Raw genomic sequence first — 21,022 nt, forward strand, 5'->3', positions numbered from 1 at the left:
TCCGCGCCCCTGTCGTCACGTCCGGGGACGGAAGCGGATCACATGAGGCCGAGCTGCGTGACGAACATGGCGATGACGACGACGAGCGTCCAGCCGAGGACGTTCTCCAGCAGCTTGGAGCCGTCCTCGGGTCCTCCCGTCCGCGCGCGGCGGCGGGCGTGGGTGGTGGTTGCGGCGGCGGTCGCGGTCATGGCATCTCGTTCGTTCGGTCGGCCGGCGGTCGGTGTCCGTGCGGGAGCGCCGACGACCTGCGCCGCAGGACGGGCCAGGTCCTCCGGCACCTCGTGAGGACCCGACCACAGTGCCACCCCGCGGGCCCCCTGGGTAGAGATCCGCGTCACTCCCCCAGGGCTGCCGGCCCCCGTCGGCGGCTGCCGGCAGCCGCCGTGACCCGGCTCCGGGCGGGCGGGGAAGGACAGGGAGCGGACACCGCCTGTGCCCGACACCACACCGCCGCCGGCTCCTCCGGGCAGCCGCCGCCGACCCACCGACGGCCGACGTCGCCGACGGCCGGATCGCGGCTACCTCCCGCCCTCGCGGCTCCCGCCGAGCATCCCGTCCAGGGTGATCGCCGCGTCGATCAGCGCCAGGTGCGTGAAGGCCTGCGGGAAGTTGCCCAACTGCCGCCCGGTCAGGCCGATCTCCTCGGAGTACAGGCCCAGGTGGTTCGCGTAGGTGAGCATCTTCTCCAGCACCAGCCTCGCCTGGTCGGTGCGTCCGGCGCGTGCCAGGGCGTCGACGTACATGAAGGTGCACAGGGAGAACGTGCCCTCGGAGCCCCGCAGCCCGTCCGGCGACGCCTCGGGGTTGTAGCGGTAGACGAGGCTGTCGCTGACCAGCTCGCGCTCCATGGCGTCCAGCGTGGACTTCCACATCGGATCGTCCGGGGTGATGAAGCCGACCGTGGGCATGCGCAGCAGCGAGGAGTCGAGTACGTCGTCGCCGTAGTGCTGAACGAAGGCCTGCTTCTTCGGGTCCCATCCCCGGCTGAACACCTGCGCGTAGATCTCGTCACGCGCCTCCATCCAGCGGCCGCGGGCCGCGGGACGGCCGTCGTCGTAGGCGACCCGGAGGGCTCGGTCGAAGGCCACCCAGGACATCACCCGGCCGTAGGTGAAGTCCTTCCGTCCGCCACGCGTCTCCCACAGCCCTTCTCCGGGCTGGTCCCAGTGGTCGACGAGCCAGTCGAGAAGGGTGTGCGTCGCGGACCAGCCCTTGTGGTCGAGGTGCATGCCGTGCTGGTGGGCGAAGTAGATGCTGTCAAGTGCCTCGCCGTAGATGTCCAGTTGCCGCTGGGTCGCCGCCCCGTTGCCGATGCGGACCGGGGCGGAGCCGCAGTAGCCCTCCCAGTGCTCCAGGGTCTCCTCGACCATGTCGCTGGAGCCGTCGACGCGGTACATGATGTTCAGCGGTCCCGCGCCGTCCCCTTGGCCGGCCTCCTCCTTCACGCGCTGGTGCAGCCAGTCGATGAACGCGGCGGCCTCTTCCTTGAACCCCATGCCGAGCAGGGCGTACACGGAGAAGGACGCGTCCCGTACCCAGGTGAACCGGTAGTCCCAGTTGCGCTCTCCGCCCAGTTGCTCGGGCAGCGCCGTCGTGGGGGCCGCGACCAGGGCGCCGGTCGGCGCGTACGTCATGAGCTTCAGCGTCACCGCTGAACGCTCGACCGCCTCACGCCAACGGCCGGAGTAGGTGGACTGTCCCAGCCAGGAGCGCCAGAAGCGGGCCGTCTCGTCAAACAGCTGCTCGAACTCGGCTGCCCGGATCTGGTGGGGCGGTCCGTCGGGGGACGACTCCATCACCAGCCCCCGCTGCTGGCCCGCCCGCAGAGTCAGCGTGAAACGCAGGTCGTTGTCGCCCGAGAGAATGCTGAGCAACCGCTCGTCGTCGGGCTCTCGGACGGCGTGGATGGCGAGGTTCACGTCCTGCGAGGTGAACAGGGCCCCGTGCTCCGTGATGTGCAGCTCGTGGGGTTTACGGCCGTAGTCGAAGCGGGGAGCGATCTCCCCTTCGAACGTCATGCTGCCCCGGACGCAGCGCAGCATGCGGACGAGACGGTGCCGGTCGGTCGCGGTGGTGCCCGTCACCGGCATGAAGTCGATCACCTCACCGGCTCCGGCCTCGGTCATGAAGCGCGTCACCAGCACAGCGGTGTCCGGGTGGTAGAGCTGCTTGGTGGTGTACGTCTCCGCAGCCGGCGCGACGGTGAAGTGGCCGCCCCGACGCCGGTCGAGCAGAGCTCCGAAGATGCTGGGTGAATCGAAGCGCGGACAGCAGAACCAGTCGATCGTCGCGTCCGTGCTCACGAGAGCCGCGGTCTGAAGGTCACCGATCAGGCCATGGTCCTCGATCGGGGGGTATTCATCCATTGTGAGCCCCTTTCCGCCTCGCTCGCCCAGCGTAGGGCAGCAAGGGCGGCACGTCCTGGCGACGGCTTGGGCACACCCCGGTGAGGCCCCTGCCGCACCGGTCCGCGGAGTACTCCGGCGCGAGGTCGCCGCAGAGCAGAACATCGGCGAGGGCGAACTCGCCGGCCGATGCGCCCTGCTTCGCACTCCCCCACTCCCCCGCGCGGGCAATGCCCGTCGCCGCCCTCGCGCGACGTACCGCGCCACCGGAACAGCCCGCCCTTCGCAGGCAGAGCCACCTCCGAGCGACGGGCGGCCGGCCGCGCCCGGCGACCGAACGCCTGCGAGAAGTGCGCCTTGCCCGGCTTCCAGCCGTTTACCGCTGTCGAGTCCTTGCCATGGCGAGGACTTGCCGCCCTCAGGCCTTCACGCCGGGCTCCGCCTGCGGATAGACCCGTGCCATGTTCTCCCCCTTCAAGTCTTCGGCCTTCCGGCGCAGACGACGGCAGCTGATCTCGGCCGCCGCCGCGGTGCCGCTTCTGGCGTCGGGCCTTGCCGTTCTGCAAGCGCCCGCACAAGCCGCTCCGAGCAGGCCCACCGCTCCCGCCACGCCCTCGGCGACCCACAAGGTCACCCTGGTGACCGGCGACGTCGTTACCGTCACCACGATGTCCGACGGCAAACAGACCGCAGAAGTCGACCGGCCCGACCAGGCCGTCGGCGGTGTGAAGATCCAAGAGATCAAGGGCGACCTGTTCGTCACCCCGGACGAGGCGGAGCCGCTGCTGGCCAAGGACGCACTGGACAGGCGGCTGTTCAACGTCACCGACCTGATCGAGATGGGCTACGACGACGCGAAGTCGGCCGCGGTGCCGCTCATCGCGACGTACGACCGGGCGCACTCCCGCTCGGCCGCGGAGCCGAAGGCCCCGCGGGGCAGCAGACTGACCCGCAGGCTCGAGGGCATCGGCGGTGCTGTGCTCAGCACCGAGAAGCGGCAGGCCCGCACCTTCTGGACCGGTGTCGCACCGCAGGGCAGCACCACGCTGGGCGCCGGTGTGGGCAAACTGTGGCTCGACGGCCGCGTGAAGGCCGCCCTGAAGGAGAGCGTGCCGCTGATCGGCGCGCCCGAGGCCTGGGCGGCCGGGTACACCGGCAAGGGCGTCAAGGTCGCGGTGCTCGACACCGGCATCGACGCCGGCCACCCGGACTTCGCGGGGCTGATCGACGGCACCGCCAGCTTCGTGCCGGGGGAGGGTGTCACCGACGTCAACGGGCACGGCACGCACGTGGCCGGCACGATCGTCGGGTCGGGCGCCGCGTCCGGCGGCGACAACAAGGGCGTCGCTCCCGGCGCCGACCTGTTCGTCGGCAAGGTACTCGGCGGCGCGGAGGGCTACGGCCAGGACTCCTGGGTCATGGCCGGCATGCAGTGGGCCGCTGAGACGGGTGCCGACGTCGTCAACATGAGCCTCGGCGACTCGTACCCGACGGACGGCAGCGATCCGATGTCGCAGATGGTCGACGCGCTGTCCGAGCAGTACGGCACGCTGTTCGTCATAGCCGCCGGCAACGCGGGCCCGGAAAGCGTCTCCGCTCCCGGCGCGGCAGCCTCCGCGCTGACCGTGGCCGCCACGGACAAGCAGGACCGGCTCGCGTCCTTCTCCAGCACCGGCCCGCTGGCGTACTCCGGCGGCATGAAGCCGGACATCGCGGCGCCCGGGGTCGACATCACCTCGGCCCGCTCGCAGGAGATGACCGACGGGGGCGAGGGTCTCTACCGCACCCTCAGCGGCACCTCGATGGCCACGCCCCACGTGGTCGGCGCGGCGGCGATCCTCGCTCAGCGGCACCCGGACTGGACCGGCGCGCAGCTCAAGGAACAGCTGATGAGCAGCGCGAAGGGCCTGGCCGACGGGTATTCGCCGTACGAGGTCGGCACCGGCCGCGTCGACGTCGCCGCCGCCGTGCGGGCCACCGTCCGAGGCACCGGATCGCTCTTCTTCGGCAACTACACCTGGCCGCACGAGCCGGGCGACATCGCCGTCACGAAGAACCTGACCCTCACCAACACGGGTTCCGCCGACGTCACGCTGAACCTGGCGCTGACCGACACCGACGGCCCGTTCGCCCTGGGCGCCACCTCGGTGACCGTACGGGCGGGCGGAACGGCCACCGTCCCGGTGACCGGTGATCCGAAGACGGCCCCGGCGGGCCGGCACGTCGGCTATGTGATCGGGACTGACGCGGCCACGGGGAAGCCCGTGACCCGCACCTCGGTGGCGCTGCTCAAGGAGGAGGAGCGCTACGACCTGAACATCAAGCTGGTCGGCCGGGACGGCAAGCCCGCATCCGGCATGGTCACGGTCAACCTGGCCGGGGACTTCTGGCCGTGGTCGGTCTACGTCGACGGCTCCACCACCATGCGCATGGCGCCCGGTCTGTACACCGTCGCGGGGTACCTCGACGTGGCCGGTGAGAAGGCGGACCGCTCGGGCCTGGCCGTGCTCGTCGCTCCGGAGACCGTGCTCGGCGACGCCTCCGCGGACGTGGTGCTGGACGCGAGCAAGGCCCGGCTGCTGCGGACCGAGGCACCGCAACGCACCGAGGACCGTCAGCGCAAGGTCGACTTCAACGTCCACTACAAGGGCCTCGACCCGTTCATGGACTACCGCAGCGCGTACGTGCTGCCCCCGTCGTACGACGACGTCTACGTCGCGCCGACGAAGCCGATGAAGCAGGGCGAGTTCCTCCTGACCACTCGCTGGCGCAAGGGCGAGCCGGCACTCGGCCTGAGCGCGGCCGGCGGCCGGCTCCGCTTCGAGACGGTGGTGCAGGCGGGCAGCGCCCTGGGCACCGCCACCGACCGGCTGGACGCCGTCTGGGCAGGGAACGGAGCGGCGGCCGCGTACGAGAAGATCAGGGCCAAGGGCAAGGTCGTCGTCATCACGCGCAGCGACGAGGTCACGCCGCAAGAGCGCGCCGAGGCCGCGGCCGCGGCCGGTGCGAAGGCACTGATCGTGGTCAACGACGGCGTCGGCGCCCTGATGGAGTACGTCGGCGAGTCGGCCATCCCGGTCGCCACCGTGCACCGCGACGCGGGCAAGTCACTCGTCTCGATGGCGAGAACCGGCGCCTTGAAGCTGACCGTGCGGCAGACCGAGTACACACCCTTCGTCTACGACCTCACCCGGGAGTACCCGGGGCAGGTACCGGACCGGCCCCTGGTCTACCAGCCGTCCAAGCGCGACCTGGCCCGGATCGACGCGCGTTACTACGCGGCCGCGAAGGGCGGGCCGGCGGAAGGCTACCGCTCCGACTTCAGCCTCAGCCCGTCGTTCAACTTCCCCGAGCCCGAGTGGCACCCCGGCACCCGCACCGAATGGGTGACACCGGGCCAGGTGTGGAGGGAGTTCCATGCGCAGGGCACCGACGGGAACCTGCCGTGGGTGATGGTGTCGGGCGACAACACGTACGCCAAGGGCACCACCACCCGCCTGAACTGGTTCGCTCCGGCGACCCGGCCCGGCCAGGGCGAGTCCTTCGGGGTGTACAACTCGCGCTGGCAGAACTACCTGACGTGGAACGTGCAGGCATGGGCCTCCGCGAGTGACACCATGCGGCTCGGGGGCTTCCTGCCCTGGGGTGAGACCCCGTCCCACCTGAAGGTGTTCCAGGGCGACACCCTGATCCATGACAACCCGGCCGGCGGAGACATGCAGTGGCAGGAGGTGCCCGCGGGCGACCTCCCCTACCGCGCCGTCCTCGACGCCGAGCGGCCCGGCGACGTCTTCCGGCTGTCGACGCGCACCCACACCGAGTGGACGTTCAGGTCCGGCACCGTCGACTCGGAACGCTTCGAGCGGTTCTCCGTGCTGAATCTGGACTACGCACTGGAGTCGGACCTGCACGGCGACGTGAGAGCCGGGGCGATCCAGAAGATCGCGGTCAAGCCGGTGTCGATGGACTCCGGCACCGTGCCGGGCAAGGTCGGCACCGTGAAGCTGGACGTCTCGTACGACGACGGCGCCACCTGGCAGAAGGTGGCACTCGCCAAGGGCGCCGGGGGGTACTGGACCGGGTCGTTCAAGACGGCGAAGAAGCCCGGCGGCTTCGTCTCGGTCCGCGCGAGCGCCGCAACGGACCGCGGCTACAGCGTCAGCAACGAGATCACCCGGGCGTACGGCCTGCGATGAATCGCACCACCGGGCCCCGGGGAGGCGACTCCCCGGGGCCTTTGCCCTCGCACCCGTTCCCACCAGGGACTATTCAGGGTCTGCCGCCATGGCGCATACTCTCCCCGCTGCGGCGAGCGGAAGAGAGTCGATCGACGATGCTGGATGTCCTGGGCCTCGGACCCGATGACGAGCGGGTCTACCGGGCCTTGCTCGGACAGCCGGACTGCACCGCCGCACTGCTGTCGGATCTGCTCGATACCCCGCAGGCCCCCGTCGACAGCGCCCTGGGCCATCTGGTCGAGTGGGGGCTGGCGATCAGGTCGGCGGAGGACCGGTTCACCGCCGCGCCGCCTGCCATGGCTCTCGGCGCTCTCATCGGCCAGCGCAGGGACGGTCTGCGCCGGGCCGAGCAGGCGCTGGTGACGTTCGCCGAGGAGCACCGGGCGGCGATGACCGGGAGCAGCATCAGCGACCTGATCGAGGTGGTCACGGGCGTCGACGCGATCCGCCATCGCTTCCTCCAGGTGCAGCAGGCGGCCCGCACACAGGTCCGCTCCTTCATCACCGCGCCGTTCGTCGCCGTACGGCCCGACGAGAATTCGGCCGAGCCGATGGCCATCGGTCGCGGCGTGCACTTCAGAGCCGTGCTCGACCGGGCCGTGCTGGCGGAGCCGGGCATCATCGCCGATGCGACCGAGTCCTTGCGCAACGGCGTGCAGCTGCGGGTCGCCGACCAGCTGCCGATGAAACTCGTGCTGGCCGACGCCGACCTCGGGCTCGTCCCGCTGGCGGTCACACCGGCCGGGGAGCCGGGTGCCGTACTGCTGCACCGCAGCGGCCTGCTGGACGCGCTGGACGCCCTGTTCGAGACGGTGTGGCGCAACGCCCACCCGCTCGAACTGCCGGGGGCCGGCGGACCGTCCGAACCCGCCGTCGCGTTCGCGGCGGAGGGCCCGACCGACCTCGACCGGAAGATCCTCGCCCTGCTGCTGGCCGGCCTGACCGACCCCACGGCGGCGGCACAGCTCGGCCTGTCACCGCGCACCCTGCACCGTCGCCTGCGCCACCTCATGGACCTGGCCGGAGTCCGGACGCGGATGCAGCTCGGCGGCCATGCCGTCCGGCACGGCTGGGTCGCGCCGGGCTGAGGAGGCGGCGGGGCGGCCGGCGACCACTGTCACCCCCGCAAGTGGCCGGGGCGTGGGCGGCCGCCCACGCCCTGGCTGTCAGCCGTCCGCGCAAGAGCGCGGCGAGCCGCATCGGGGAACGCACGTCCCACCGCATCGCTCAGCAGATCCATCTCCGCCCGTAGCGCCGGATGGTGAGCCCGCGGCAGGCTGTCGAGCAGCGCTTCGAGTAACGCCCGCAGGCGTCGGCAGACCTGTACGGACGTCGCCCCGTAGTCGCGGATCTCGGAGACGGCGAGCTGAAGGTAGTCCTCCCACGCTCTCCCCCACAGCTCGAGCCGCTGCCCGCCGTCGTCACCGGCCGGCGCGTACCGGCCGGGGAGCGGTGCCCTGCCGACCACGGTGAGGAACGACTCGATGTGGTTGATGACCTGTACAGCGGTGGTGGGATCGTTGACAGCGGGCGAAAGAGCGCGGATGGCGATGTCGACGAGCACGCGCAGGGCGAAGGCGGGGTCCTGTTCGATCGTCCGCTCGGGACCGAGGGCGATGAGACCGGTGACGCGCCGTTCGTCAGGTGTCGACGTCCCGCCGCGGACTTCGACGAGGACGGCGCCTCGGTGAACGTAGTCGCCGATCACGTGAGGCACCGAGATGACGCAGTCGTGCCGCGCGGCGACAGCCGAGAGGCCCGCCGTGTGAAGTGCCTGAACGACCCCGCTCCGGGTCGCGCGGATGACGGTCACCCGCCGGTTCCCCTCGGCGGCCCGGGCGCGGTCCGGCGCCCAGGCCCTGAGCGTCCCTGCCGCGTGCTCGAAGACGCCCTCCCCCATGCGTCCGACGACATCGGCGATGGCTACCGGCCTGAGGTTGTGCGTGAAGCGGTTGAGGTAGACGAGCAGCAGCAACAGGCTGACGGCCACGGCACCGCCGGCGAGGGTGACCCCGAGGTCGGGCACGGAGTCCGGCTCGATGCTGCGCAACAAGGAGAAGGCGAACGCGAACGTGCCGGTGAAGGTGGCGAGCACGGTCTTCTGCAACCGATCCCGGTACCAAATTCGCATGTATCTCGGGGACAACGTTCCCGTGGCCTGCTGAATGACGAGGACACCGATGGTCACCACGAATCCGAGCAGCGCGATCATCGCCCCGACGATGGAGCTCAGAACTCCGCTCGCCGTGGTCACCGAATAGCGCCAGCCGGCCGGCGGCCAGTCCGCACCCTCGGCGCTGATGGCCAGTTCGGCCAGAACGACTCCCAGCAGGAGACCGAACAGCGGAGCGATCCACAGGCTCGCTTTGACGTATTGCCGCAGCCGGAACGCGGAATCCCAGTGGATCATGAGCCGCATGCGGTCCCCTCCCTTGCGTACGCCCGGCTCAGCGGGCCACTGTACGGGCGCCTTTCGCCGCGGCCGTCCCCGGCTTCCGCGCGAGTGAGCGTCACTGTTCGGCTCCGGATGTCAGCAGCACGACGCTGTCCCCCTCCCCGGGGGTGGCCCGGCGCTTCTCGGTCACCGGCTCCAGTCGCAGGTCGGCGCGGACGACGAAGAGCGTCTCGCTCCCGGGTGGCAGCGGGGTGGAGGCCGGCTGCACCAGGAACCGTGCACCCGCCTCGTACCGCGCCGCCAGCACGTGGCGGACGAGCTGTCCACCGAAGAGGATGTCCCCGCCGGTGTAGGGAGCCACGACTCCGTGGCTGTCGTGGGGAGGCCCGACCCGATAGACGGGTCCCTCGACACTGTCCTGCATCACGACCGAAGCGAGCGCATTGAAGTCGTCGTCGTCCGTGGCCAGGAACACCGCCGTCACCCCCTCCAGCCGGGCCCCCGGGTTGGTGGCTGTCGCCAGCAGATCACCCGTGGCCAGTTGGATTCCGGCGTCCGCGATCCGTTCGCGCTCCTGCGTGAGGCCCGCCCACATCAGCAGGTCGAGACCGGCTGCTCTCAGGCTCCTTCCCAGATCGATCACCCACGCCTCGCCCCCCACGAGCAGAATGCGTGTCCCGGCCGGTTTGACGATGCCCAACAGCCTCGCGACCGGCGCCGCGGTCAGGGCGTACAGGAGGACCGTGCCGACGATGACGAGAAACGTGACGGGAAGGATTCTGGCGGCCCCGTCGACTCCCCTGTCGACGAGGTTCGCCGAGAATGCCGTGGCTGTCGCCGCCGCCACGATGCCGCGTGGGGCCATCCATCCGACGAAGGCACGTTCGCCCGGGCTCATCCCGGCCCGGGCGGTCGACAGGTACGCGACGAGTGGGCGTACCACGAGGACGAGGACGGCGATGAGCACCAGGGCGGGAAGGAGCACGGGGACGAGTGACGCCGGCGTGATGGTGGAGGAGATGGAGACGAACAGGAGCCCGATGATCAGCTGGGCCAGGGTCTCGAAGAAGGGCCGCCGCGCGGGCATGTCGAAACCCTTGATGTTCGTGACGGCCAGGCCCGTGACGATGGCGGCGATGAGTCCCGTGTCGTCTCTGACGATGTCGGAGCCCGCCGACACGGCGATCACCGTGGTCAGCTGCGCCAGCGTGCCGAGCGTCTCGCCGAGCCGCAGCGTGCGGAGCGTCAGCCAGAGCAACGCCGTGCCCACCGCGCCGCCGACCAGGCCCACGGCGATGCTGAGGGCGAACTGGCCGAGTTGATATCCCCGGCCGATGTCGATCTGGTGCGTGGTGGCGATGGCGTGGAAGACCAGTGCGCCGAGGATGCCGCCGATCGGGTCGGTCAGGGTCCCTTCCCAGATGAGGATGCGGCGAACCCTGTCCGTGGGTCGTACGAAGTCGAGAAGGGGACCCACGACCGTGGGCCCGGAGACGACCAGGATCACGCCGAGCATCGACGCCACTCTGAGGGGCATGTCGAACATCGCCGGTGCGACGGCGGCGGTGATCAGGAACGTGAGAAGCACACCGAGCAGCAACAGCCGCCCAACGATCCACCGCGTGCGACCGGTGAGCTTTCGCAGATTGAGCCCGAGGCCGGCGTCATAGAGGATCACCGCCACGGACATCGACACCAGGACGTCGAAGTTCTGCCCCATCAGCTTGTCGGGGTGGATGACGTCGGTCAGCGCGCCGGCCGCGAAGCCGGCGGGCAGCAGAATGATGAGCGCGGGAACGCGCAGCTTGCTCGCCAGGATCTGCGACCCGGTGGCGAGCACCAGGGTCAGCGTGATTCCGAGGTAGATCTCATCGTCCGTCACAGAAACTCCCTTCGGCAGGTCCTGGCGTGCTGGCTGAGGAACCGGGCCACGGTCAGACGGTGCCCGCCGTGTCCCCCTCCTGCGGGCCGCCGCCCTGCCGCAGGTCGGTCTCCGTGAGTTCTTCGAGGTCGCCCCGGGTGTCGAGCCAGTACAGGAAGACGACCGCCGGTACCACGATCACCACCGCGACGAGCGAGACGAACGCCAGCCAGGTGAGCGTGGTCGGCGCGCCGGCGCCTTCGGCGACGGTCATCGACGTCGGGAGGAGGTAGGGACGCTGGGCCAGGCCCCAGGCGATGACCGCGCAGGCGACGGCGCCGACGGCGGATGCGCGGACCCAGCCCCCCGGTGCGCGCGTGAGCAGCCAGGCCGTCACCAGGGAAGCCGCTCCCGCGACGACGCCGAGGACCAGCCCCGCGCCGTGGGTGAGTCCGTGCCACACATGCGGGGCGTCCTCGCGGGTGATCACCAGGGTGATCACCACCAGCACCACGAGCGCGGCGAGGCTCAGCAGTCCGCGCCGCCGGAAGTAGACGACCAGATCGGGCGCCTCGAAGCGGCGGGCGTCCGCGGCCAGGAAGACGGCGCCCAGCAGGGCTGTCGCGGCGACGGCCAGCAGACCGAACATGACCGAGGTGGGGTTGGACCAGGCGTCCGCGGACGCCTCCGTGCCGAGCTTCACCCGGCCCGAGGCGATGCCCCCCGCGGCGGCGCCGAGGAAGAACGGCGTCACGAGCGAGGCCACGGCGAATACCGCCCCGTAGAGCCGCCGGCCGGCGAGCCGGGTCACGACCTTCCGGAAGGCGAAGCCCGCGCCGCGCAGGGCCAGGCCCCCGGCGGCCAGTGCGAGCGGCAGCCACATCGCGGAGAACACGGCCTGGAAGAGCGTGGGGAAGCCGGTCCACATGATGACGAAGACGAAGATCAACCAGACGTTGTTGACCTCCCAGACGGGCGCCATCGCGTGATCGATGAGCCCTCTCGGACGCCTGCCGCGTTCGGCGCCTCCCGCGAGCAGGTCCCAGAAGCCGGCGCCGTAATCCGTGCCGCCCGCGCAGGCGTACGCGGCGACGGCGAGCAGCAGCACCACTGCCATCAGGTCGGCCGTCACCGCCGGCCACCCTCGGAGGAGGCGTCCCCGCCGCCGTCCCGTGCGGGGACAGCCGCACGAGGGCCGTACGGGCCGGCCGCCTCCGGGGGGTCCACGGGGTGTCCGGCCGCCTGCTCCGCGTCGGCGAGCCGCCAGCGGGTGCGCAGCTTGAGGAGCACCGCCAGGAGGGAACCGAAGACGAGCACGTACACGACGACCACCAGGCCGAGCATGATCCACAGGGTGGACGAGCGCGTCGCCGTGACGGCCTCCGAGACCCGCATGTTCTGGTAGACGATCCAGGGCTGACGGCCCACCTCGGTGGCGATCCAGCCGCATTCGACGGCCACCACGGAAGCCGGACCCGCGCAGGCCGCCCCGCGGTAGAACCATCTGGACCGGGGAAGCCCGCGCTGCCGCCACCACACCAGGCCGTACCAGAGCGCCAGGAGTACCAGCGCGGAGCCGATGAGCACCATGACGTCGAAGGCCCAGTGCGCGATCGTCGCCTGAACGGCCGTCGGCCGTTGATCCGGCGGTACGGAAGTCAGCCCCACGACCTCGGTGTCCGGGCTGAAGCCAGCGAGAACGGAGTCGAGCAGGGGGACCTTGATGCCGCCCGAGACCGAACCGTCGGAGTGGAGACGGCCGAAGAGGTACTCCGGGACGCGGGTATCGGTCTTCCAGACGATTTCCATGGCCGCGAACTTGACCGGCTGCTTGTGGAACACCGAGCGGGCGATGGAGTCGCCCAGGACGAACTGCACCGGGGTCGCCACCGCCGCGAGGGTGAAGGGAACGGTGAAGCCCAGCCGGTGGTAGCGGTCGCTGCGCCCCCTCAGCCGGCCGACGGCGTAGACGCCGGCCACCAGGTAGCCCGCGGTCAGCAGCATGGCGACGACGAAGTGCCAGTACTGCGGCCCGAACATCGGTGTGAAGACCGCCTTCCAGATGTCCACGTCCTTCGGACGGCCCGCGGCGTCCAGTGAGAAGCCCTGCGGCGTGTTCATCCATGAATTGGCTGCAAGAATGCCGAAGGCCCCCAGCAGCGCCGCGGCCGGGAGCGGCAGCCCGAGCAGGAAGTGCGTGCGGGGCTTCAACCGCCGCCATCCGTAGAGGTAGATGGCGATCAGGACCGCTTCGAGGAAGAACGCCCACGCCTCGACTCCGAAGCCGATGCCGAAGACGTCGCCCCACCGGCCCATCAACCCCGGCCAGAGCAGCCCGAATTCGAAGGAGAGGACGGTGCCGGTGACGACGCCGACGGCGAACTGAACCGCCATGACCGCCGACCAGCGCCGCGCCAGCAGGAGGGCGGTCGCGTCGTTGTGGCGCAGCCCGCGGTAGTGCATGACCAGGGTGATCAGCGGCAGGGCCACGCCCAACGGGACCAGGATGATGTGGGAGGCCAGGGTGAAGGCCATGAGCTCTCTGGCCGGCAGGAGCTGGTCCGGAGCACTCGTCAGCAGGTGGACCGAGGTGTGCATAGCCGCCTTCGCTGTTCAGGTTCCGCGGAGAGGGTCAGCCGCCGGTCGCGAACCCGGGGAAGAGCGTCATCCCGCCGTCGACGTAGAGGGTCGTCCCCACGACGTAGTCCATGAGGTCCGACGCGAGCAGGACCACGGCGTGGGCGATGTCCTCGGGGTCACCGATCCGGTCGTAGGGGATCAGCCGAAGGAGGTCCTCCCTGGCCGCCGGCGTCTCCCAGGCGCTGCGGTTGATGGGGGTCCTGATCGCCCCGGGGGCGACGGCGTTCACCCGGATCTTCTCCGGTGCGAGCTCCTGGGCCAGGGTCTGCATCATCATCTGCACGCCTCCCTTCGACGAGGCGTAGTTCACGTGCCCCGCCCAGGGGATGACCTGGTGCACGGAGCTCATGCAGATGATCTTCCCGGCGGCCCGGGACACCTCCGGGACCACTCCGCGCCGGCGGAATTCCCTGACCGCCTCCCTCGCGCACAGGAACTGGCCTGTGAGGTTGACGTCGAGGACCTTCTGCCACTGGGCGAGACTCATGTCGGTGAACGCGGCATCACGCTGCATACCGGCGTTGGCGACCAGGATGTCGAGCGTCCCGAACTCCTGGACGGCCCGCTCCACCATCGCGGTCACCTGGGCCTCCTGCGACACGTCGGCCTCGTACGCCACCGCGCGCACCCCTGACGACGCGATCTCCTCGACCACGTGCTCGGCCGCCTCGCGGCCGGTCACGTAGTTGACCACCACGTCGGCTCCGGCCCGCCCCAGCCCGATGGCGGTCGCCTTGCCGATGCCCGAATTCGCACCAGTCACCAGGGCTGTCTGGCCCTTCAGCAGGCCGGCCGGCAGAGCACCCCGTACTGCCCCGGCGTGGGAATCCATGACGCTTCGTCTCCTTGCTGCGGCACTCCGGCCCGCCCGGCTCCTGCCCGGCAGGCGGGGTACAGGCAATCACCGATGGGCGCGGCCGTACCCCCGGCGGGCCGCTGCCGAGCCGTGGGGCGGGGCAGCTTCCCCCGGTTGGCCTCACCCCGGCACCGGCCGGTCAGCTCATGCGCTCACGCGGACTGCCATGCCGTCAGGCCCCATCGGAGGACGTGGGTCTCGCCCCGGTTCAGTACCTCGGCCCCGGGGCCGCTGCGAAAGGCGTCGGGCGGGCAGGACATCGGCTCCACCGCGACGCCTCTCCGGCGTTCGGCCGCCGCCAGGGTGTCGCCCGTGTAGATCTGCACGTACCGGACGCCTGCACCGAGCCGGACGTCCAGTCCATGGGCCCCGGAGGGGTGCGCCAGGCGTACGACGTCCGGTTCCCCGTCGACGCGGTCGAGGCTGAAGGCGGTGTCCAGCCTCGTGGCGCCGATGGGACGAGCCGTACGGAAGTCGAACGCCGAACCTTCGACGGGCTCCCGGCCGGTCGGCAGCCCTCGGTCGTCGGTGAGAACGCGCTCCCGTGCGGGAACGGTGAGCACCAGGGCGTCGACCACATCGGTTCCGAGCATGAGATACGGGTGCTGCCCCACGCCGTAGGGGGCGGGCCCGTTCCCCACGTTGGCCGCGGAGATCGTGACGTCGAGGCCGGCGGGGCCCAGCCGGTATTCGGCGGTCACGTCCAGCGAGAACGGATAGCCGGGTTGCGGACGGATGACCGTGCCCGCCCGCAGCGACTCCTCGCTCCGGGTGAGCAGCCGCCACGGGACCCAGCGGACGAGGCCGTGGATCGCGTTGCCGTTCTCCGGTTCGGTGAGCGGGAGCTGGAGGTCCGCCCCAGCGAAGCGGTAGCGGCCGTCGCCGATGCGGTTGGGCCACGGGACGAGCAACTGCCCTCTTCCGCCGGTGACGGGGGCGTCGGCGGCGAAGCCGTCCAGCAGGGCCCTGCCGTCCACCTCGTACTGGCGCAGGGCGGCGCCCAGTTGGACGACGACGGCCGTCTGCCCCTCCCACCTCAGGGTCCACTGTTCACCTGTCGGGCTCACGGGAGCCGCCTCTCCCCCGGCGCTCCCGCGAACGGGGGCGGGCTGCAACGACGAAGCCAGCTCGGCGACGATCGCCTCGGGCGGCTGGTCGATCTCCACCACCAGCGGGTGCTCGTCCGGTTCCGGCTCCTCGAAGGCGGCGATCTGGCTCTCCAGCAGCGCGGCCGGGAAGAAGTGGCCGCGCCTGGCGGCCAGCCGGGACCGGATCAGCTCCGGAGCACCGTGCAGATACACCAGGCGCACCTGCGGCCGCCCGCGCCTCAGACGATCACGGTAGGCGCGCTTGAGGGCGGAACAGGTGACGACCGCCGGCCGGTGCGCGGCGATCTCGTGGTCCAGCCATGCGGAGACGGCGTTCAGCCAGGGGTCGCGGTCGGTGTCCGTGAGTGCCTGACCGGCTGACATCGCGGCCCGGGCGGCCGGGGAGTGGAATTCGTCCGCGTCCCGGTAGGACCAGCCGAGCCGCTCGGCGAGAAGCCGGCCCACCGTCGTCTTGCCCGAGCCGGACATGCCGACGATCAGCGCCAGTGGAGACGGCGATTCGCCGGCCCCGGCATCCGCGGCTCCTGCCGGCGACCCGGACGTCAGATCCTCCCCGGGCCGGGGGCCCTGCGCGGGCCCGGTGCGTCGAGTGCCCGGGGCGGCGCCTGCGGCAGTCCTCCGCCGCTCGTGGCGCGGGGTGCGGTTCGCTCTCTCGTCATACGGGTTCCTCCGCATCACGTGGCCGGTGCGACGGAGGTCGCCCGCCCGGGTGGCCGGTACCTCCAATCTCGGCCCCCCGGCCCGATGGCGCATCTCGGGCGGGGGCCGGGAACACGGCCTCAGGTGGTCCGGGCGGTTGTGCCGACGACGGCCGCGCTCCGGCCCGCCCCGGGGAGAAGGACCGGGTGCGGGGCGGTGCGGTCGGTGCGGTGTCGGCTCAGCCGAGCGGGTCGGTGGTGTCGCGCAGGGTGGCGACAGCCGGGGCGTACATGCGGGCCTTGATCGTGCCGAGGGTGTCGCCGGCCTTGTCGACCTGTGCCTGGGCGATCTCGATCGCGGTGGAGCGCACGGAGTCCTCGCCGACCGCGTGGTCGACGATGCCGGCGGCCTCGGCATCGGACCCGCCGTAGCGGTGGGCGGTGATCATGGCCCGGTGTGCGGTCTGCGGCGCCAGCCGCGCCTGGATGAGGGCGGCCATGCCGGGAGTGAAGGGGATGTTGATGTCCGCCTCGGGCAGACACCAGTAACCGCGGTCGGCGCGCATGACGCGGAAGTCGTGGGCGAGCGAGAACATCGCACCGGCGGCGAAGGTGTGCCCCTGCAGCGCGGCCACCGTGACGACCGGCAGCGACAGGACCCGGGCGAGGAGCTCGTGGACCGCGACCACGTAGTCCTGATGCTGGTCGGCATGGGCGAACAGCCAGTCCAGGTCGAGCCCGTTGGAGTAGAACTTGCCGGTGGCGGCGGTGACCAGCGCGCGCGGCCCCTCCGCTTTCTCCACTTCGTCGAGCGCGGCGCCGACGGCGGCGAGCCAGTCGGGATGGAAGCGGTTCTCGCCGTCTCCGAGGTCGAGGACGAAGACGTTGTCGTGGCGGTCGAGCGAGGGCATGGCGACTCCTTCGGACTGAGCTGACATGGGTCGAAGAGGAGTGCGGGCTGCGTCCCGGGCAGCGGTCCGGCTTCCGGACCCTCCCGCAGGGCGTGGCGGAGAAGGCCGTGGATCTCGGCGGCGGCCTCGATCGGGCCGGTGCTCGGCTCGGCCCGGCACGGGATCACCACGCCTTCGCCCGCGGCGATGAGGAGACACCGAGCCTGCGGCCGCGTTCCGCCGCAGCGGAGCGGCGGCGCCGAGGAGCATCCGCTCCCGACCGTCGCTTCTGCGCCGGCTCACCCGCCCCACCTCCACACGGCCGGGCGAGCCGCACATGGACTACCCACCGGTAACTTATGGGGTCCCTCGCAGCACAGGCAAGTGCGAGGACCGCGGAATTGCTCAGCCACGGAATTGCCCGACCACGGAGTTGCTCGGCCGCGGCCACAAGACAGCGCCGTCCGGCGGCTCTCGGCTCAGGCGAAACCGCCTAGGGCGAATCGACACGTCGGCGTCGCGTCCCGGGGCGGCGAAGCCGACGACCGTGAAGCCGCCGAGAACACCTCGCCGCACCCGGTCCGGGGACGCCGGGAATCAGGCGCCGCTTGTCGCGAGGGGGTCGCAGCTTCGGAGCCCCGTGACGTAGTTGCCGTCCGTTCCGTAGCCGGCGAAGGTCGCCCAGGCACCGGGCGCAAGGACGCGGCACGGGGCAGACTGGCCGTTCGTGTACTCGGCCGTGACGGCGACGGTCTCGCCGCAGCCGTTGAAGACATCGGTGTAGCGCCAGCTCTGGTAGGACTGCACGCACTCCGGAGCGGGGACGTCGGTCGCGGCCGAGGCGGACGGGGCGGCGGTCAGCGCCACCAGGAGCCCGGCCGCGGTCATCGCGCCGAGGGTGGCCGGTCGGGATATGCGCTTCAGGAGGTTCGTCATGCCCCGCATCCTCGACGGGGCCGACGGTTTGCGCAAACTCTTGCAAGAAGTTTCAGCCATGGCCGGGCGTCGAACCTTAACCAACACGTCAGAAGGCATTCTTGCGCCTGCAACACGTTTCACTGATCCACCGGCTGAGCGAGGAAAGATCCGGCGTCAGCGCGCCCTCGCTCCCCCTTGGCGGCGTCGGCCACTGCCCGTAACGCCGCAGGAACCGCAGCTCAGCGTGACCGATAATCGACGCCCCGCGAGCAGCGCGGCGAGCGGGGCCGGGGCGGCCCTCGCCGCGCCCGGCCGGAGCAAGGACGACGGCGGCACCGCGGGCCGGGGCGGCGGAGCTCCACTCGAGCGCCGGGGCGTCCGCGGCAGCGTTTACCGCCCCTCTCATCGGCGTTGCCGCCCGGGAGCCGATCGTGGCGGTCTCGAATTGGCTGGGCCATATGAACGCGTCGATCACCTGCGGATCTATGCGCACATGATGCAGGAGGCCGATGGCCGGGGCAGGACTGCGATGCAGGCGTGGTTCGAAGGCTAAAAGATCTCCCCAGACCCTCCCCGCGCCCCTGACTGCACGAGCAAGGCGCCCCATCCGAGACCCGGAGCGGGGCGCCCCTTCGTGACCTTAGAGGAGGTCGAGGCCCCGCAGAACTGCCCTCTGAGCTGCGGAAACGCGGACCGGCCAGAAGATGTAACAGACACCCCCCGTACCGCTTCTGACCTTGCCGTTCGCGTCGTAGCGCTTCGTACGCAGCCAGATGTTCTCCCACTCGGCGCGCAGGTAGACCCGCCGCACCGCCTCATCACTCGGCGACGCCGGGTCGTTGGCGATCACATCGCCGTCCTCGGTGAAGCCGATCACCGTCATCAGGTGGCCGGACGTGCCGTAGCCCGCGCCGGTCAGTTCGGTCTTGAGGAACGACTGTGACGTGATGACCGGGATTCCGGCCCGGACCAGGGTCTCCAGGTCCTCCAGCGAGCCGAGCCGGGTCACCGCGGCGTTCATGTCCTCGTACGTCGCCGCATAGGCGGCGTTGAACGGCCAGTTCCCGCAGCCCTCGTACTGATGGTCGTACGTGAAGCGCGCGGCGTGGCAGACCTGGGGGTCCTCCAGGCCCGGCTTGACCCAGGCGAGGTCCTCGGCTGTGGGCCTGCGGCCCCAGTACTCGATGATCATCTGCGAGGAGGTGGGACTGCACCACGCCTCGCCGCCGTTGTCGTACTCGGGGTACTGCCCCACGTGCACGTTCTGCGAGTAGCGCGGCACCGGCAACTCCCGGGCGAGGCCGGGGGCGGAAGCGGGCACGGTGAAGCGGTCGGGGATGTCCGAGGCCATCGCGCCGACGCGCCACACCGTCGGCGTGAGCCGGGTGCCCGGCGTGCGGTACAGGGTCAGCCGCAGCCGGTACGAGAGCAGGCGCAGGCCGCTCGCCGCGTCGTCCACCGAGAAGGTGTCGGTCCAGATGGAGCTCTTGCCGTCGGTCTGGTCGTCGACCGAGGTACGGCGGATGTCCCCGTCGCCCGCGGCCCAGCGGCCCATGACGTACCAGGGGGTCTCGGTCCCGTCCGAGTAGTCGCCCCGCAGTTCGATCTGGATCCAGGTGCCGGCGGGCGTGTCCGCGTTCCAGGAGGCGATCACCTCGGTGGCCGGGACGGTGGAGCGGTGGACCGGTGAGGTCCAGGTCGCGTAGTCCCAGGCCGCGGTGGTGCCGGTGTGCGGGTCGGTGTAGTCGGTACGCCCCAGCGGGTGTCCGATCACCAGCCCCGCGCGGCGGCCCGCGACGGCACGGGTTCCCGCGCCGGATCCGCAGCGCCACTCGGTGTACGTCGACCAGAATCGGTTGTCCACGGAGGAGGGCGCCGCCGAAGGCGCGTCGGTCCGGGTACGGGGTTGAGCAGCGGCGGAAGCGGAAGCGGCGGACGACACCGCTCCGGTGCCGGCCGCCGCCGCGATCGCGGCGGTGAGCACGGTTCTGCGTGAGGTCGGACTGGGCATGGGCGAGACCCCCGGTCGTCAGAGGAATGGGGCTGCGGGTGCACGACAGTGCGCCAACTATTGCGGGTCGGCCCCCGTTTCGGCCAGCGATTCGGCCCGTGCCGAAGGACCAATATGGGTCTGGACCACTGGCGTGACCTGGGGTTGCTCCGCACCGGCTCGTAGGCTGGGGCCATGAACGACCTCTCGCGCCTCGTCGCACGCCTGCGCGCCCTGCCGCCGTCCTGCGGGCCGGTCCGGCTGATCGCCGTCGACGGCCACGCGGGATCCGGCAAGAGCACCTTCGCCGCCCGGCTCGCGGCGGCGCTCGGCGACGCCCCCGTGCTGCACCTGGACGATCTGGCCACGCACGAGGAACTGTTCGGCTGGACCGGAAGGCTCCGGGACCAGGTGACCGGCCCGCTGTCGCGCGGCGAGACCGCCCGCTACGCGCCGTACGACTGGACGGCGCGCAGCTTCGGGCCCCCGCGCTCGCTGGCCGCGGCCCCGCTGGTGGTGATCGAGGGCGTCGGCGCGGGACGGCGGGACCTGCGCCCGGCTCTCGCGCACCTGCTGTGGATGGACCTGCCGGCCGCGGAGTCCTGGGAGCGGGGCCGGCGGCGCGACGGACCGGCGCTGAGCGCCTTCTGGAACGGCTGGACGGCTGCCGAGGCGGCTCATTTCTCGGCCGATCCCTCGCGCCCCTGGGCCGATGCTCTGGTACGTCAGTTGCCTGTGGGGTACGAGTGGCTGGAGGGAACTCCCGCGACAGCAGGAATGAACCATTCCGTCACTCAGTGCGACGACCCGGTGCGGCCATACTGAGCAGTCGGAAAACAGACCGGAAGTGCCTCAACTCTGCTTGACCCGGGGGCGGTACAGGTCTTACGTTCTCAATGTGCGGCTTTTCGGAGCCCCCGCAGACGCGAAGCCCCCGGTTGTTCCCCCGTGATCGGGGGCTTCGCTCTGCGCCTGGCGCCCGTTTCCGTCTTCCTCGCACCCGCTTTCGCCTACCGTGGGTAATGGCCGCCTTCGGCTTGCGGCGCCCTTAGTCGCATACTCCCTGCGCAGGTACGATGCCTCTCGGTGCGGTCAATTCCCGTCCATGGCACAGTGATTCGGCGCGCCCCGGCGGACCG

14 protein-coding genes are annotated in these 21,022 nt (G+C 70.9%); 3 read left to right on the forward strand and 11 right to left on the reverse strand.

Annotated elements, in window-relative coordinates; genetic code table 11:
• Window positions 1-38: 38 nt before the first annotated feature.
• Together E6R60_RS16820 and E6R60_RS16825 are read right to left on the reverse strand one after the other, a co-directional pair.
• Window positions 39-191 carry an SCO1431 family membrane protein gene (locus E6R60_RS16820; RefSeq protein WP_136327384.1) on the reverse strand — a complete coding sequence of 51 codons (153 nt, stop codon included), beginning with the start codon at window positions 189-191 and terminating at the stop codon, window positions 39-41.
• 330 nt (window positions 192-521) lie between these two features.
• Entirely contained in the window at window positions 522-2,369 is a 1,848-nt protein-coding gene (locus tag E6R60_RS16825) for a glycoside hydrolase family 15 protein (protein ID WP_136327385.1), read from the reverse strand.
• Between the two features lie 440 nt (window positions 2,370-2,809).
• Here E6R60_RS16825 and E6R60_RS16830 point away from each other — a divergent pair, with 440 nt between their 5' ends.
• Both E6R60_RS16830 and E6R60_RS16835 read left to right on the forward strand, forming a co-directional pair.
• Entirely contained in the window at window positions 2,810-6,544 is a 3,735-nt protein-coding gene (locus E6R60_RS16830) for a S8 family serine peptidase (RefSeq protein ID WP_136327386.1), read from the forward strand.
• Window positions 6,545-6,681: 137 nt separating this feature from the next.
• Window positions 6,682-7,674, forward strand: coding sequence for a transcriptional regulator TrmB (locus E6R60_RS16835; protein ID WP_136327387.1), 993 nt, complete (start codon window positions 6,682-6,684; stop codon window positions 7,672-7,674).
• A gap of 29 nt (window positions 7,675-7,703) precedes the next feature.
• On the opposite strand, the gene E6R60_RS16840 is transcribed toward E6R60_RS16835, so the two are convergent.
• The 9 genes from E6R60_RS16840 to E6R60_RS16885 form a co-directional block, all read right to left on the reverse strand.
• Window positions 7,704-9,005, reverse strand: a complete 1,302-nt coding sequence (locus E6R60_RS16840) for a DUF2254 domain-containing protein (protein WP_240802602.1) — start codon at window positions 9,003-9,005, stop codon at window positions 7,704-7,706.
• A 91-nt stretch (window positions 9,006-9,096) separates the two neighbouring features.
• Complete coding sequence (locus E6R60_RS16845) at window positions 9,097-10,863, reverse strand: cation:proton antiporter (protein ID WP_136327388.1); 1,767 nt, start codon at window positions 10,861-10,863, stop codon at window positions 9,097-9,099.
• Window positions 10,864-10,915: 52 nt separating this feature from the next.
• Window positions 10,916-11,974: a cytochrome d ubiquinol oxidase subunit II gene (locus tag E6R60_RS16850; RefSeq protein WP_240802603.1), complete on the reverse strand. Its 1,059-nt coding sequence runs from the start codon at window positions 11,972-11,974 to the stop codon at window positions 10,916-10,918.
• On the reverse strand, window positions 11,971-13,440 hold the full coding sequence (locus tag E6R60_RS16855; protein ID WP_136327389.1) for a cytochrome ubiquinol oxidase subunit I: 1,470 nt from the start codon (window positions 13,438-13,440) through the stop codon (window positions 11,971-11,973). The genes E6R60_RS16850 and E6R60_RS16855 overlap by 4 nt, the downstream gene beginning before the upstream one ends.
• Window positions 13,441-13,474: 34 nt before the next feature.
• Window positions 13,475-14,314, reverse strand: a complete 840-nt coding sequence (locus E6R60_RS16860) for an SDR family oxidoreductase (RefSeq protein ID WP_136327390.1) — start codon at window positions 14,312-14,314, stop codon at window positions 13,475-13,477.
• A gap of 176 nt (window positions 14,315-14,490) precedes the next feature.
• Window positions 14,491-16,200, reverse strand: a complete 1,710-nt coding sequence (locus tag E6R60_RS16865) for a gluconokinase, GntK/IdnK-type (RefSeq protein WP_136327391.1) — start codon at window positions 16,198-16,200, stop codon at window positions 14,491-14,493.
• Window positions 16,201-16,324: 124 nt separating this feature from the next.
• On the reverse strand, window positions 16,325-16,996 hold the full coding sequence (locus tag E6R60_RS16870; protein WP_136327392.1) for an enoyl-CoA hydratase-related protein: 672 nt from the start codon (window positions 16,994-16,996) through the stop codon (window positions 16,325-16,327).
• A gap of 576 nt (window positions 16,997-17,572) precedes the next feature.
• Window positions 17,573-17,911: an alpha-amylase gene (locus E6R60_RS16880; protein ID WP_240802605.1), complete on the reverse strand. Its 339-nt coding sequence runs from the start codon at window positions 17,909-17,911 to the stop codon at window positions 17,573-17,575.
• A gap of 622 nt (window positions 17,912-18,533) precedes the next feature.
• Window positions 18,534-19,904, reverse strand: coding sequence for a peptidase C39 family protein (locus E6R60_RS16885; protein WP_136327393.1), 1,371 nt, complete (start codon window positions 19,902-19,904; stop codon window positions 18,534-18,536).
• A gap of 174 nt (window positions 19,905-20,078) precedes the next feature.
• Between E6R60_RS16885 and E6R60_RS16890 the strand changes: the two genes are divergently transcribed.
• Window positions 20,079-20,708, forward strand: coding sequence for a hypothetical protein (locus E6R60_RS16890; protein WP_136327394.1), 630 nt, complete (start codon window positions 20,079-20,081; stop codon window positions 20,706-20,708).
• The last annotated feature ends 314 nt before the right edge of the window (window positions 20,709-21,022 follow it).

This window comes from Streptomyces sp. A0642, assembly GCF_004795105.1.
GTDB lineage: Bacteria > Actinomycetota > Actinomycetes > Streptomycetales > Streptomycetaceae > Streptomyces.

Bases quoted from the DNA above. Each gene is read 5' to 3' on its own strand.
- E6R60_RS16820 (WP_136327384.1), bottom strand. From the start codon at position 191: ATGACCGCGACCGCCGCCGCAACCACCACCCACGCCCGCCGCCGCGCG.
- E6R60_RS16825 (WP_136327385.1), bottom strand. From the start codon at position 2,369: ATGGATGAATACCCCCCGATCGAGGACCATGGCCTGATCGGTGACCTT.
- E6R60_RS16830 (WP_136327386.1), top strand. From the start codon at position 2,810: ATGTTCTCCCCCTTCAAGTCTTCGGCCTTCCGGCGCAGACGACGGCAG.
- E6R60_RS16835 (WP_136327387.1), top strand. From the start codon at position 6,682: ATGCTGGATGTCCTGGGCCTCGGACCCGATGACGAGCGGGTCTACCGG.
- E6R60_RS16840 (WP_240802602.1), bottom strand. From the start codon at position 9,005: ATGCGGCTCATGATCCACTGGGATTCCGCGTTCCGGCTGCGGCAATAC.
- E6R60_RS16855 (WP_136327389.1), bottom strand. From the start codon at position 13,440: ATGCACACCTCGGTCCACCTGCTGACGAGTGCTCCGGACCAGCTCCTG.
- E6R60_RS16860 (WP_136327390.1), bottom strand. From the start codon at position 14,314: ATGGATTCCCACGCCGGGGCAGTACGGGGTGCTCTGCCGGCCGGCCTG.
- E6R60_RS16865 (WP_136327391.1), bottom strand. From the start codon at position 16,200: ATGCGCCATCGGGCCGGGGGGCCGAGATTGGAGGTACCGGCCACCCGG.
- E6R60_RS16870 (WP_136327392.1), bottom strand. From the start codon at position 16,996: ATGCCCTCGCTCGACCGCCACGACAACGTCTTCGTCCTCGACCTCGGA.
- E6R60_RS16880 (WP_240802605.1), bottom strand. From the start codon at position 17,911: ATGACGAACCTCCTGAAGCGCATATCCCGACCGGCCACCCTCGGCGCG.
- E6R60_RS16885 (WP_136327393.1), bottom strand. From the start codon at position 19,904: ATGCCCAGTCCGACCTCACGCAGAACCGTGCTCACCGCCGCGATCGCG.
- E6R60_RS16890 (WP_136327394.1), top strand. From the start codon at position 20,079: ATGAACGACCTCTCGCGCCTCGTCGCACGCCTGCGCGCCCTGCCGCCG.